This is a genomic window from Serratia sp. CY44782 (genome assembly GCF_052168715.1).
GTDB classification, from domain to species: domain Bacteria; phylum Pseudomonadota; class Gammaproteobacteria; order Enterobacterales; family Enterobacteriaceae; genus Serratia; species Serratia nevei.
Genome location: NZ_JBJNME010000010.1, coordinates 20,467 through 32,485, shown reverse-complemented (window position 1 = coordinate 32,485; position 12,019 = coordinate 20,467). Strand labels below are relative to the sequence as shown.

The window sequence follows — 12,019 nt, the reverse complement described above, 5'->3', positions numbered from 1 at the left end:
CGTGGCACCCGATGCTTTGCCGCATCGGGTGCCAACGGGCATGAGACACAGTGTAGCGAAAACCGCATTCGCTCATCGACGCGAAATTCGCTATCATCCGCACCCACCCTCCAGCCGGCCGCCCGATGTCTACGATCACCGATACCTTTATCGCCCCGCCATGCCATGACCAAATAGAGATCCTCTATCAGGACGACCATCTGGCGCTGATCAATAAGCCGGCCGGGCTGCTCAGCCTGTCGGGCAAGAACCCGCAGAATCTCGATTCGGTACACCATCGGCTGGTACAGATCTTCCCCGGCTGCGCCCTGGTGCACCGCCTGGATTTCGGCACGTCCGGGTTGATGGTGGTGGCCCGCAACAAAGCCGCCAACGCCGCGCTCTGCCGGCAGTTCAGCGAGCGCACCGTCAGCAAAGTGTACAGCGCGCTGCTCTGCGGCCATCTGGCAGATAACGAAGGGGTCATAGACGCGGCAATCGCCAAAGATCCGGCGCTGTTCCCGCTGATGTCAATTTGCGCCCTCCACGGCAAACCCGCCCGCTCCCGCTATCGGGTCGTCGAGCGTTTTTATCGTGAAGCGGAGAGCGGGATCTCGCTGCCGCTGACGCGGGTGCAGCTCACCCCAGAGACTGGGCGCACCCACCAGCTGCGTATTCACAGCCGGCAGTTGGGCCACCCTATTTTAGGCTGCGATCTGTACGGCGGGCGTCTGCTGCAGGGTACCGAACAGACGCCGCGGCTGATGCTGCACGCCAGCGAGCTGGACTTTGTGCACCCCATCAGCGGAGCGCGGATCGCCGCTCGTCACGCCGCGCCGTTCTGAACGCGGTTTACCACATCAAATCGTCAGGCACTTTGAAGTCGGCGTACGGATCGTCTTCATCCTGCTCTTCCTGACTCAGCGCGCTGTGCAGCACAATGCTGGCCGCATCGCGCTGCGCGATTTTATCGGCGACGCTCGCAGGGATAATCGCGTATTCACACTCTTCGCGGTTCTCGACCACCAAGCGGGCAATGGCGAGACGGCCATTGATCAGCTGGGTCTGCGTCGCCTTATCCACCAGGATTTTCTTGATCAGGTTACCGTCGGTGAAGTTGAAACCGATATCGCCTTTCGCCAGAACGATGCGGTTCATCTCGATCAGCTGCTTCACCTGCGCCTTGTATTCTTTGGACAGCGCGGCCTGCTTTTGCTGCTCACTCAGCTGCTTATCGCGCTCAAGCTGCGCCTTTTTATTCTCTTCCACCGCCTCTCTGGCCTCACGGGCCTGAACGCGTGATTTTTTAGCCGTTCTTTGGACTTTGGCCATTTTCTTGCTGGTAACCAAGCCCGCTTTGAGCATCTGCTCTTGTAAGGTGAGTTTTGTCATGTTCGTGTCTGAAGCCGTGGGGTCATGGGGGGATTATACCCGTAATTTTTCAGGCTGCACCAGGTTGCCGACCCGGTACGTTGGCGGTTTGCGCCGCAGGGCAACGGCGGCAAACCGGCACGAACGCCAGATCATGAATACTGCTCATGTAGTAATGAAATTAAGTCTCTTTCACTCCCTTCGGGACTCTGGCAAAAATAGACCTCATTAACGACAGACAATATGAAATCGGCTGAATAAAAAAAAGATAAAAACAACACATTGAAATAAATGGATAAATCCAGCCCTCATATCATATAACAGGATGCTATAAGACGATGAATAGAGACTTTGCCTTTACGATTAAGAGCAGTTCTTTCGATGAAGATTATAACCCTTCTGAAAGTACGCGTATCACCACCAACTTCGCCAATTTGGCCAGAGGGGAAAACCGCCGGGAGAACCTGCGCAACACGCTGGTGATGATTAACAATCGCTTCAATTCGTTGGCGCATTGGGATAACCCCAAGGCCGACCGCTATTCGGTTGAGCTTGAAATCATTTCGGTTGAGATGCGCGTTGAAGATCAGGGGGCCAGCTTCCCGGTAATTGAAATCCTGAAAACCAACATCATTGATAAAAAAACGCAAAAGCGTCTTGAGGGCATCGTCGGGAATAACTTCTCGTCTTACGTGCGCGATTACGACTTTAGCGTCCTGCTGCCGGCGCACAATAAAAACACGGCGGAATTCAACATTCCGGATGATTTCGGCGATTTGCACGGCAATATCTTTAAGCACTTCGTCAATTCAAACGCATACCATGAGAATTTCAGCAAACCGCCGGTGATCTGCCTCAGCGTGTCCAGCAAAGACACCTATCATCGGACGGGCAATCAACATCCGGTGTTGGGCGACGAGTATCGGCAAGACGGCGCTTCACTGACCGACCGGTATTTTAAAAAAATGGGCCTGCAGGTGCGCTACTTCATGCCGAAAAATAGCGTTGCGCCCCTGGCGTTTTATTTCCCCGGGGATTTGCTGAGCGATTACACCGATCTGGAACTGATCGGCACCATCAGCACGATGGAGACCTTCCAAAAAATCTATCGGCCTGAAATTTACAATGCCAACTCGGCGGCAGGGCAATGCTATCAGCCAAGCCTGAATAACCAGGATCATTCATTAACCAAGATTGTTTACGATCGCGAAGAGCGTAGCCGGTTAGCGATTGAGCAGGGGAAATTTACGGAAGAGCAATTTATCAAGCCCTACAAGCCCATTCTTGAGCAATGGTCTGCTCACTACGCGCTTTGACTCACTTAAATACAGGTCATCTATTATGAAAATATTGCTCCCTACCTCGACCGCCGGCAGCTTGCCTAAACCTTCCTGGCTGGCCCAGCCGGAAACCCTGTGGTCGCCCTGGAAATTGCAGAATGAAGAATTAATCGAAGGGAAACAGGACGCTCTGCGTTTGTCGCTGGCTGAACAACAACAGGCCGGCATCGATATCGTCAGCGATGGCGAGCAAACGCGCCAGCACTTCGTCACGACGTTTATCGAGCACCTCAGCGGCGTCGATTTCGAGAAACGCGAAGTGGTTAAAATTCGCAATCGCTATGAGGCGAGCGTGCCAACCGTCGTGGGTGCGGTCGCGCGCCAAAAGCCCGTATTCGTTGAAGACGCCAAATTTTTACGCCAGCTGACCAAGCAGCCGATTAAATGGGCCCTGCCGGGGCCGATGACCATGATCGACACGCTCTATGACAACCACTATAAAAGCCGCGAAAAATTGGCCTGGGAATTCGCCAAGATCCTCAATCAGGAAGCCAAAGAGCTCGAGGCCGCCGGCGTCGACATTATTCAGTTTGATGAGCCCGCATTTAACGTGTTCTTTGACGAAGTGAATGACTGGGGCATCGCCGCCCTGGAAAGGGCCGTTGAGGGGCTTAAATGTGAAACGGCGGTGCATATCTGCTATGGATACGGCATTAAGGCCAACACCGACTGGAAAAAGACGCTAGGCTCTGAGTGGCGGCAATACGAAGAGGCGTTCCCCAAGCTGCAAACGTCTACTATCGATATCATCTCGCTCGAGTGCCATAACTCGCACGTCCCGATGGATCTGCTTGAACTGATTCGCGGTAAGAAAGTGATGGTTGGCGCCATTGATGTGGCGAATCATACCATTGAGACGCCGGAGGAAGTGGCCGCTACGCTGCGCAAAGCGCTGCAGTTTGTCGATGCCGACAAGCTCTACCCGTCGACCAACTGCGGCATGGCTCCCCTGCCTCGTCAGGTCGCCAGCGGCAAGCTGAATGCCTTGAGTGCGGGCGCCGAGATCGTGCGCCGGGAACTGCTGGCCAAATAACCTCGCCAGCGCCTGCCGCAGGAGCCTCCTGCGGTGGGCGATGATCATCGACTCCCTCTCCCCGCAACGTCCCCCCTCTGGTGTATACTCGGGTTTCTACGCGATGCCAGCCACAGCGGCCTGAACGGCCCCTCAGCCAGCCCACAACAGCTTAATAACAGTGGAACCCTCATGAGCCCAAATACCGCTCGCATCAGCGAAATCATCGATCGCGCCAGGATCTCGCCTTATCAAATCCTCATCCTTACCCTGTGTTTCCTGATCGCCCTGCTGGACGGCTTCGATACCGCCATCATCGGCTATATCGCCCCGGCGCTGCGTGAAGAGTGGGGCCTACAGCCCTCGCAGCTCTCTCCCGCCTTCGGCGCGGGGCTGTTCGGCCTGCTGATCGGCAGCCTGCTGTTCGGGCCGATCGCCGACGCCATCGGCCGCAAACGCGTGCTGCTCGTCGCGGTGCTGGTGTTTGGCGGCTGCACCCTGGCTTCGGCCTATACGCAATCGATCGAATCCCTGACCTTGCTGCGCTTCATCACCGGCATTGGCCTCGGGGGCGCGATACCGACCTGCATCACCCTCAGCTCGGAGTACTCTCCAGCGCGCCGCCGCATGCTGATGGTCACCCTGAGCTGGAGCGGCTTTACCGCCGGATTGGCCCTGGGCGGCCTGCTGGCCGGGCAGATCATTCCGGCGTTCGGCTGGCGCGGCGTGCTGCTGGTCGGCGGCATTGCGCCATTGGCGCTGCTGCCGCTGCTGGCCTGGCAGATGCCCGAGTCGGTACGCTTTATGGCCGCCAACGCCAAACATGCCGATCGGCTGCGCCGGGTGGTCGAGCGTATCACCGGCCGGCGTTGGACGGGGATCACCATCGTCGATGACGAACGCCCGGCACAGGCCAAGTCGCCGATCTCGCACCTGTTTATCGAAGGGCGCGCCGTGCGCACCCTGTTGCTGTGGGCGGCGTTCTTCTGTTCGCTGTTCGTGTTCTACCTGCTCACCAGCTGGCTGCCGACGATCCTCAAAGACGCCGGTTACGATATCGCCCACGCCTCGCGCATCGGGGCGATGGTGCCGCTCGGCGGCACCCTGGGCGCCATCCTGATGGCGCTGCTGATGGACCGGGTCGGGCCCTACCGCGTGCTGGCCCTCTCCTACCTAGGCGCCGCGCTGGTGATCGGCGCGACCGGGTATCTGATGGGCGACGTCTATACGCTGGCCGCCGTCGTGTTCCTGATTGGCTTCGGCGTGGCCGGTGCGCAAAACGGCCTGAACCTGGTCTCCGCCACCCTTTACCCGACCGCTGCCCGCGTGACCGGCGTCAGCTGGGCCATGGCCAATGGCCGCTTCGGTTCGATCGTCGGCTCGATGCTCGGCGCCTGGATGATGACCGCCGCCGGATCGGCGGAAGTGTTCTTCCTCTGGCTAGCGCTGCCGGCGCTGCTGGGCGCGGTCGCTATCTTCCTGCTCTATCGCCTCAGCCTGCATCGTCGCGCGCCGCTCGCGGAACCGGCCGCTGGCGCCTGACCTCGCGGAAAAGAAAAGGCCGAGACGCCATCGATGGCGTCTCGGCCTGTAATGAAAAAAGGGGCCAAGGCCCCCTTCTCTGTTATTCCGCCTTGGCGGAAGCGTCTTCGGTGCGATACAGGTGCACGTCCATCTGCGGGAACGGAATGCCGATGTTGTGGGCATCCAGCGCGCGCTTGAAGTTTTCCATCAAATCGAAGTACACGTTCCAGTATTCCGCGTTGGTGGTCCAGGAGCGGGTGACGAAGTTCAGGGAAGACGGCGCCATCTCGTTCAGACGCACAGTCACGCCTTTGGCATGCATGATTCGCTTGTCGGCGGCGATCACGTCGCCCAGCACCTTTTTCACCACGTCGATATCGGCATTGTAGGCCACGCCTACCACGATATCCACGCGGCGGTTCGGTTCACGGGAGTAGTTGATGATGTTGCCGGCGATGATTTTACCGTTCGGCACCACGATGGTTTTGTTGTCTGCGGTACGCAGGGTGGTGGAGAAAATCTGCACCTGATCGACGGTACCGGCCACGCCGCCCAGATCGACATATTCACCCACGCGCAGCGGGCGGAAGATCACCAGCAGCACGCCGGCGGCGAAGTTGGACAGCGACCCTTGCAGCGCCAGACCGACGGCCAAACCGGCGGCACCCAGCACGGCGATCACCGAGGTGGTCTGCACGCCAACGCGCCCCAGCACCGCGATGAAGGTGAACGCCAGCACGCCGTAGCGCACGATCGCCGACAGAAAGTCTGCCACCGTGGCGTCGATGCCGCGCAGCTTCATCACGCGGTTCAGCGCATTACCGACCACGCGGGCCACGATCGAACCGATGATCAGGATAACGATGGCGGCGACGATATTCACCGCGTACTGGATCAACAGATCCTGGTTCTTCACCAACCAGTCGCCGGCACCGTTGATGCCGTCTACTACATTCAAATCTTTCATTCGTGTCGTCCTAACTCAGTCCCTAACGGGAGAAACTCGCAAAAATACACTGGCCTCGGCGACCAGTAGGAAACCACCGCCTAAGGGTAACCAACATTAAAGGCTCATGCCAACCGTCAGCGTTAAAAATAGCCGAAACCGCCCGCCGCTTCTTCTATGCTGAGAACAGCGCGTTGGCCATTTCACGACAAGGGATCCGTTAATCATGCACATTCGCTCTTCGCTCAAACACTATTGGCAAGTGCGGCCCAGGCTGCTGTTTTCCGTCGGCGCCGGGCTGCTGTGCTTTCTGCTGCTGCCCGCCCAACTTTCGCTGCTGCAGCGCCTGATGATCGGCTGGAATACGCTGGCCTGGCTCTACCTGCTGTTTCTCTGGCGGCTGATGCTGATCAGCACGCCGCAGCACATTCGCCAGATCGCACGGCGGCAGGATGAAAGCGCCAGTATGGTGCTGACGCTGGTCAGCCTCGGTTGCCTGGTCAGTTTACTCGCGATCCTGTTTGAACTGAGCAGCGCCAAACAGGTGGCCGGCTCTCTGAAGACGCTGCATTTGCTGCTGACCGGTGCCACGCTGGTGGTCTCCTGGCTGCTGCTGCCGACCGCCTTCACCATGCACTATGCCCACCAGTTTTATCGCCAGGGTGCACAGCAGGATCCTTTGCCGCTGCTGTTCCCCGGCAACCTCACCGAGCCGACCTATCTGGATTTCGCCTACTTCTCCTTCACCATTGCGGTGGCGTCGCAAACCGCCGATGTGGCGGTCGGAGCAGCGGAGGTGCGTAAGGTCACCCTGCTGCAGTCGGTGATCTCCTTCGCGTTCAACATGCTGATCCTGGGCCTGTCTATCAACGTCGGCGCTGGCCTGCTGGGCTGAAAACGAAAAAGGCTCCCCGCAGGGAGCCTTTAACTCACCAACAAAGGAGGAAAAAACGTGGTTTTTCCTCCTTTGTGGTCATCAACCGAAAATCAATATCTTGATTTTCCTTATTTTTTATATTTTGCCAACGGCAAGCCAGGCAACGCCATCAGGCTTGTCATAAACAAAAAGGCTCCCCGCAGGGAGCCTTTTGCATCGTGCAACAGGTGCCGAAGATTACAGAACGTCTACCGCGTTCAGATCTTTGAAGGCCTGCTCCAGACGCGTCACCATGCTGGTCTGCGCTGCGCGCAGCCATACGCGTGGATCGTAGTATTTCTTGTTCGGCTGATCGGCGCCTTTCGGGTTGCCCAGCTGGCCCTGCAGGTAAGCTTCGTTCGCTTTGTAGTACTGCAGGATGCCGTCCCAGGTCGCCCATTGGGTGTCGGTGTCGATGTTCATCTTGATCACACCGTAACCCACAGACTCTTTGATCTCTGCGTCGGTAGAACCGGAACCGCCGTGGAACACGAAGTTCAGGCTGTTGTGCGGCAGGTTGAATTTCTTGGACACGTAGTCCTGAGAATCACGCAGGATGGTCGGGGTCAGCTTGACGTTGCCTGGCTTGTACACGCCGTGCACGTTACCGAAGGAGGCAGCGATGGTGAAGCGCGGGCTGATGGCGTTCAGTTTTTCGTACGCGTAAGCCACGTCTTCCGGCTGGGTGTACAGAGCGGATGCGTCCATATGACTGTTGTCCACGCCATCTTCTTCACCGCCGGTGCAGCCCAGTTCGATTTCCAGCGTCATGCCGATTTTGGCCATGCGCTTCAGGTAGGCGCTGCAGATCTCGATGTTTTCTTCCAGAGATTCTTCAGACAGATCGATCATGTGGGAAGAGAACAGCGGTTTGCCGGTAGCGGCGAAGTGCTTCTCGCCAGCGTCTAGCAGGCCGTCCAGCCATGGCAGCAGTTTCTTCGCGCAGTGGTCGGTGTGCAGGATCACCGGCACGCCGTAGTGTTCAGCCATCTGGTGAACGTGGTGTGCGCCAGAGATGGCGCCCAGAATCGCTGCGCCCTGAGGCACATCGGTCTTCACGCCTTTGCCGGCGATGAACGCGGCGCCGCCGTTGGAGAACTGAACGATGACCGGCGCGCGCACTTTAGCCGCGGCTTCCAGCACTGCGTTGATGGAGTCGGTACCCACGCAGTTTACCGCTGGCAGCGCAAAGTTGTTCTCTTTAGCAACTGCGAAGACTTTCTGAACGTCATCACCCGTGATGACACCCGGTTTTACGAAATCAAAAATTTTAGACATGTTACTTTGTCCTGTTTCGTCGGCCGTAGATGGATGTAAATCGATGTTTTCACGCCGCGCAGCGTGAGCCGCGCGGTATAAAACAAACGGGCGGCTTTCGCCTCCCGTTGTCTGAATTACTGCTTAGCGCGCTCTTCCAGCATCACGACTGCAGGCAGCGGTTTCCCTTCAACGAACTCCAGGAATGCGCCACCGCCGGTGGAGATGTAGGAAATTTTGTCAGCGATACCGAACAGATCGATGGCTGCCAGAGTGTCGCCGCCGCCAGCGATAGAGAAAGCGTCGCTATCGGCGATCGCGCGGGCGACAATTTCGGTGCCCTTACGGAAGTTAGGGAACTCGAATACGCCAACCGGGCCATTCCACAGAATGGTCTTGGCGTTCTTCAGGATCACGGCCAGACGCTCGGCAGAGACGTCGCCCATATCCAGAATTTGCTCGTTGTCCTGGATCTCGTTGGCCTGCTTCACGGTTGCGGTCGCGGTTTCGGAGAACTCGGTCGCGACGCGCACGTCGGTCGGAACCGGGATGTCGCAGGTTTCCAGCAGTTTCTGCGCGTTCGGGATCAGGTCAGGTTCGTACAGGGACTGGCCCACGTTGTTGCCCTGCGCCGCCACGAAGGTGTTGGCGATGCCGCCGCCGACGATCAGCTGATCGGCGATTTTGGACAGGGAATCCAGCACGGTCAGTTTGGTGGACACTTTAGAACCGCCCACGATGGCGACCATCGGACGGGCCGGGTTGCCCAGGGCCTTGCCCAGCGCTTCCAGCTCGGCGGACAGCAGCGGGCCGGCACAGGCGACAGGCGCGAACTTGCCCACGCCGTGGGTGGAAGCCTGCGCGCGGTGCGCGGTGCCGAACGCGTCCATCACGTACACGTCGCACAGCGCCGCGTATTTCTTGGACAGGGTTTCGTCGTCTTTCTTCTCGCCCTTGTTGAAACGGACGTTTTCCAGCACCACCAGTTCGCCTTCGGCGACGTCGACGCCATCCAGATAATCCTTCGCCAGACGCACTGGGGATTTCAGATGATCTTTCAGGTAGTTGACCACAGGCAGCAGGGAGAATTCTTCGTTGTACTCGCCTTCGGTAGGACGACCCAGGTGGGAGGTCACCATCACGCGGGCGCCTTGCTTCAGCGCAGCTTCGATAGTCGGCAGGGAAGCGCGGATACGCGCGTCGGAAGTCACTTTACCGTCTTTTACCGGCACGTTCAGATCGGAGCGGATCAGTACGCGTTTACCCGCCAGATCCAGATCGGTCATCTTAATTACAGACATGGTGAACCCTCTTTATTGAATCTCTATAAAATTGCCTGAGCAGCGCGCCCGTCACGCCGGCGCCGCCGTACTAGAAACCGCTGGCGGCCATTGCCCGGGTGGTATCCAACATCCGATTGGCAAAGCCCCATTCATTGTCGCACCAGACCAAGGTCTTTATCAGGTGCTGCCCGCTGACCCGGGTCTGCGTACCGTCGACGATAGCGCTGTGCGGGTCATGGTTAAAATCGATCGAGACCAATGGTAATTCCGTGTAGTCAACTATACCACGAAATGACTCCCGTGCGGCCTTTTGCAACAGCTGGTTGACCTCCGCCACCTTCACCGCGGCGCTCACGCTGACGCTAAGATCGATAGCCGTCACGTTGATGGTCGGCACGCGCACCGAGATAGCCTCGAAGCGATCGCAAAACTGCGGGAAGATACGGGTGATGCCCGCGGCCAGCTTGGTATCGACCGGAATGATCGACTGGCTCGCCGCGCGGGTGCGCCGCAAATCCGCGTGATACGCGTCGATCACCGGCTGATCGTTCATCGCCGAGTGAATGGTGGTCACGGTGCCGGATTCGATGCTGTAGGCGTCGTCCAGCAGCTTGATCACCGGAATAATGCAGTTGGTGGTGCACGAGGCGTTGGACACGATGCGATGTTCCGCCAACAGCGTCTGATGGTTGACGCCAAACACGATGGTTGCGTCCAGATCGTTGCCGCCCGGATGGGCGAACAGCACTTTCTTCGCCCCCGCCGCCAGATGGGCTTCGCCATCCGCCCGGCTGCCGTACACGCCGCTGCAGTCCAGCACCACGTCGACGCCCAGCTCGCCCCAGGGCAACTGCTCCACCGCCGGCTGATGCAACAGGCGAATTGCGTCGTCTCCAACGCTCAGCGTGTCGCACTCTTGCCGCACATCCCAGGCGAAGCGACCGTGGCTGGAATCGTACTTCAGCAGATGGGCCATGCCCTCGGCATTCGCCAGCTCGTTGATCGCCACCACGGAGATTTCCGCCCGTCGTCCCGATTCGTACAGTGCGCGCAATACGCTGCGGCCGATGCGGCCAAAGCCGTTTATCGCTATGCGGATGGTCATGCTGCTCCTGAAAAAGGGCCGTCCCCGCCGGGTTGACTCACCGGCGCCGGGCCGGCGCTGACTGGTTGTCTCACTAACCCGCATAGAGTAGTGGATCGCACCGCCCGCTGTGAATCGCCGCGTTTGCATTATTCCCGCGCTTCAGCGGCTTTTCGCCGCCGTCACATCGGCATTTCTGTCGAAGAGTGCTTCAACTGAAACGCTTCAGCTGAGCATAAACCAAAGTTTTGGCAAAAGGAACAGGTGCAACAGTTCCACAAGTAACGGAGGGGAGTTTTACGAGCATAAGATGATCTGGCGCACATTTTTGGCCTCAAGGCCGCGGCGGATTTTCACTCGCCGCCCCCGTTTCGCCGTAGTGCTCACGGAAATAGTCGCGCAAAAATTCGACCGTCACCCGCACTTTCGCCGACGTTGCCAGCCGGGAAACGTACACCGCCCAGATGTTGGCCGGCTGAAAATACTCCGGCAGAATGTGCACCAACCTGCCGCTGTCGATGTTCTCTTTCACGTCCCAGGCGGAACGCAGCGCAACGCCCTGCCCGTCCAGGCACCACTGGTGCACGATTTCACCGTGGTTCGACGCCAGCGCCCCCGTCACCTTCACCGTCTCTTCGCCGCCTGGCCCCTGCAACCGCCACAGCCCGAACGGGTGATCGCGCTCCTTGATCACCAGGCAAGCGCGGCCCGCCAGCTCCGCCACGCTTTTCGGCACGCCGTGGCGCTGCAGATACGCCGGCGAAGCGCACAGGATGCGCTGGTTGTCCGCCAGCTTGCGCGCGATCAGATTAGGGGCGATATCGTCGCCGATGCGGATATCCAGATCGAACCCTTCGCTGACCAGATCCACCAACCGATCTGACACGTCAAGCCGCAGCTCCAGCTGCGGATACTCCCGCGCCAGCGCCGACAGCGCCGGAGCCACGAAGCGCCGGCCGAAGCCGAAGCTGCTGACCACGCGCAGCATGCCCTGCGGCGCCTGACGCACCTCGGACAGTTCGTCCATCATCTGATCGACATCGTTGAGAATGCGCTGCGCCCATTCGTAGATGCGCTCGCCGTCCTCGGTGATCGCCACCCGCCGCGTGGTGCGGTGCAGCAGCGACACGTCCAGCGCCTTTTCCAGCAACGCGATGCGTTTGCTGATAAAGGCCGGCGACACGCCCAGCTCTTCGGCGGCGGCGGCAAACCCGGCGCGGCGCGCCACCAGCACGAACACCCGCAGGTCACTCAGGATCGGCATATTGTTCATGATTCGTGTTTTATGTTTCACCGTTTTCGAGATT

Annotated in this window: 11 protein-coding genes; 5 read left to right on the top strand and 6 right to left on the bottom strand. The window is 58.7% G+C overall.

Annotation, left to right across the window (positions count from 1 at the left end; genetic code table 11):
- Nucleotides 1-125: 125 nt before the first annotated feature.
- Nucleotides 126-824 carry an RluA family pseudouridine synthase gene (locus tag ACJ8HT_RS19060; protein WP_089186441.1) on the top strand — a complete coding sequence of 233 codons (699 nt, stop codon included), beginning with the start codon at nucleotides 126-128 and terminating at the stop codon, nucleotides 822-824.
- Between the two features lie 7 nt (nucleotides 825-831).
- Here the strand turns inward: ACJ8HT_RS19060 and ACJ8HT_RS19055 are convergent, their stop codons facing one another.
- The gene (locus tag ACJ8HT_RS19055; protein ID WP_025160208.1) at nucleotides 832-1,371 is read right to left on the bottom strand and encodes a DUF2058 domain-containing protein; all 540 of its coding nucleotides are present in this window, start codon (nucleotides 1,369-1,371) and stop codon (nucleotides 832-834) included.
- A 317-nt stretch (nucleotides 1,372-1,688) separates the two neighbouring features.
- Between ACJ8HT_RS19055 and ACJ8HT_RS19050 the strand changes: the two genes are divergently transcribed.
- From ACJ8HT_RS19050 to ACJ8HT_RS19040, 3 genes are all read left to right on the top strand, one after another.
- On the top strand, nucleotides 1,689-2,666 hold the full coding sequence (locus ACJ8HT_RS19050) for a DUF1852 domain-containing protein (protein ID WP_047729897.1): 978 nt from the start codon (nucleotides 1,689-1,691) through the stop codon (nucleotides 2,664-2,666).
- Nucleotides 2,667-2,691: 25 nt separating this feature from the next.
- Nucleotides 2,692-3,723, top strand: coding sequence for a methionine synthase (locus tag ACJ8HT_RS19045; RefSeq protein ID WP_047729896.1), 1,032 nt, complete (start codon nucleotides 2,692-2,694; stop codon nucleotides 3,721-3,723).
- A 171-nt stretch (nucleotides 3,724-3,894) separates the two neighbouring features.
- Nucleotides 3,895-5,244, top strand: coding sequence for an MFS transporter (locus ACJ8HT_RS19040; protein ID WP_197653247.1), 1,350 nt, complete (start codon nucleotides 3,895-3,897; stop codon nucleotides 5,242-5,244).
- A gap of 82 nt (nucleotides 5,245-5,326) precedes the next feature.
- On the opposite strand, the gene mscS is transcribed toward ACJ8HT_RS19040, so the two are convergent.
- The gene (mscS, locus tag ACJ8HT_RS19035) at nucleotides 5,327-6,193 is read right to left on the bottom strand and encodes a small-conductance mechanosensitive channel MscS (RefSeq protein ID WP_015378992.1); all 867 of its coding nucleotides are present in this window, start codon (nucleotides 6,191-6,193) and stop codon (nucleotides 5,327-5,329) included.
- A gap of 205 nt (nucleotides 6,194-6,398) precedes the next feature.
- Between mscS and ACJ8HT_RS19030 the strand changes: the two genes are divergently transcribed.
- Nucleotides 6,399-7,067, top strand: coding sequence for a DUF1345 domain-containing protein (locus ACJ8HT_RS19030; RefSeq protein WP_048234646.1), 669 nt, complete (start codon nucleotides 6,399-6,401; stop codon nucleotides 7,065-7,067).
- A 219-nt stretch (nucleotides 7,068-7,286) separates the two neighbouring features.
- On the opposite strand, the gene fbaA is transcribed toward ACJ8HT_RS19030, so the two are convergent.
- The 4 genes from fbaA to ACJ8HT_RS19010 form a co-directional block, all read right to left on the bottom strand.
- Complete coding sequence (gene fbaA, locus ACJ8HT_RS19025) at nucleotides 7,287-8,366, bottom strand: class II fructose-bisphosphate aldolase (protein ID WP_025304179.1); 1,080 nt, start codon at nucleotides 8,364-8,366, stop codon at nucleotides 7,287-7,289.
- A 116-nt stretch (nucleotides 8,367-8,482) separates the two neighbouring features.
- Nucleotides 8,483-9,646: a phosphoglycerate kinase gene (gene pgk / locus ACJ8HT_RS19020; protein ID WP_025160206.1), complete on the bottom strand. Its 1,164-nt coding sequence runs from the start codon at nucleotides 9,644-9,646 to the stop codon at nucleotides 8,483-8,485.
- Nucleotides 9,647-9,716: 70 nt separating this feature from the next.
- A complete protein-coding gene (gene epd, locus ACJ8HT_RS19015; protein WP_004931582.1) occupies nucleotides 9,717-10,733 on the bottom strand; it encodes an erythrose-4-phosphate dehydrogenase in 1,017 nt (338 codons plus the stop codon).
- Between the two features lie 313 nt (nucleotides 10,734-11,046).
- A complete protein-coding gene (locus ACJ8HT_RS19010; RefSeq protein WP_274534220.1) occupies nucleotides 11,047-12,006 on the bottom strand; it encodes a LysR substrate-binding domain-containing protein in 960 nt (319 codons plus the stop codon).
- Nucleotides 12,007-12,019 lie beyond the last annotated feature (13 nt).

Coding starts and splice junctions, on each gene's coding strand:
- ACJ8HT_RS19060 (WP_089186441.1), top strand. CDS start 126: ATGTCTACGATCACCGATACCTTTATCGCCCCGCCATGCCATGACCAA.
- ACJ8HT_RS19055 (WP_025160208.1), bottom strand. CDS start 1,371: ATGACAAAACTCACCTTACAAGAGCAGATGCTCAAAGCGGGCTTGGTT.
- ACJ8HT_RS19050 (WP_047729897.1), top strand. CDS start 1,689: ATGAATAGAGACTTTGCCTTTACGATTAAGAGCAGTTCTTTCGATGAA.
- ACJ8HT_RS19045 (WP_047729896.1), top strand. CDS start 2,692: ATGAAAATATTGCTCCCTACCTCGACCGCCGGCAGCTTGCCTAAACCT.
- ACJ8HT_RS19040 (WP_197653247.1), top strand. CDS start 3,895: ATGAGCCCAAATACCGCTCGCATCAGCGAAATCATCGATCGCGCCAGG.
- mscS (WP_015378992.1), bottom strand. CDS start 6,193: ATGAAAGATTTGAATGTAGTAGACGGCATCAACGGTGCCGGCGACTGG.
- ACJ8HT_RS19030 (WP_048234646.1), top strand. CDS start 6,399: ATGCACATTCGCTCTTCGCTCAAACACTATTGGCAAGTGCGGCCCAGG.
- fbaA (WP_025304179.1), bottom strand. CDS start 8,366: ATGTCTAAAATTTTTGATTTCGTAAAACCGGGTGTCATCACGGGTGAT.
- pgk (WP_025160206.1), bottom strand. CDS start 9,646: ATGTCTGTAATTAAGATGACCGATCTGGATCTGGCGGGTAAACGCGTA.
- epd (WP_004931582.1), bottom strand. CDS start 10,733: ATGACCATCCGCATAGCGATAAACGGCTTTGGCCGCATCGGCCGCAGC.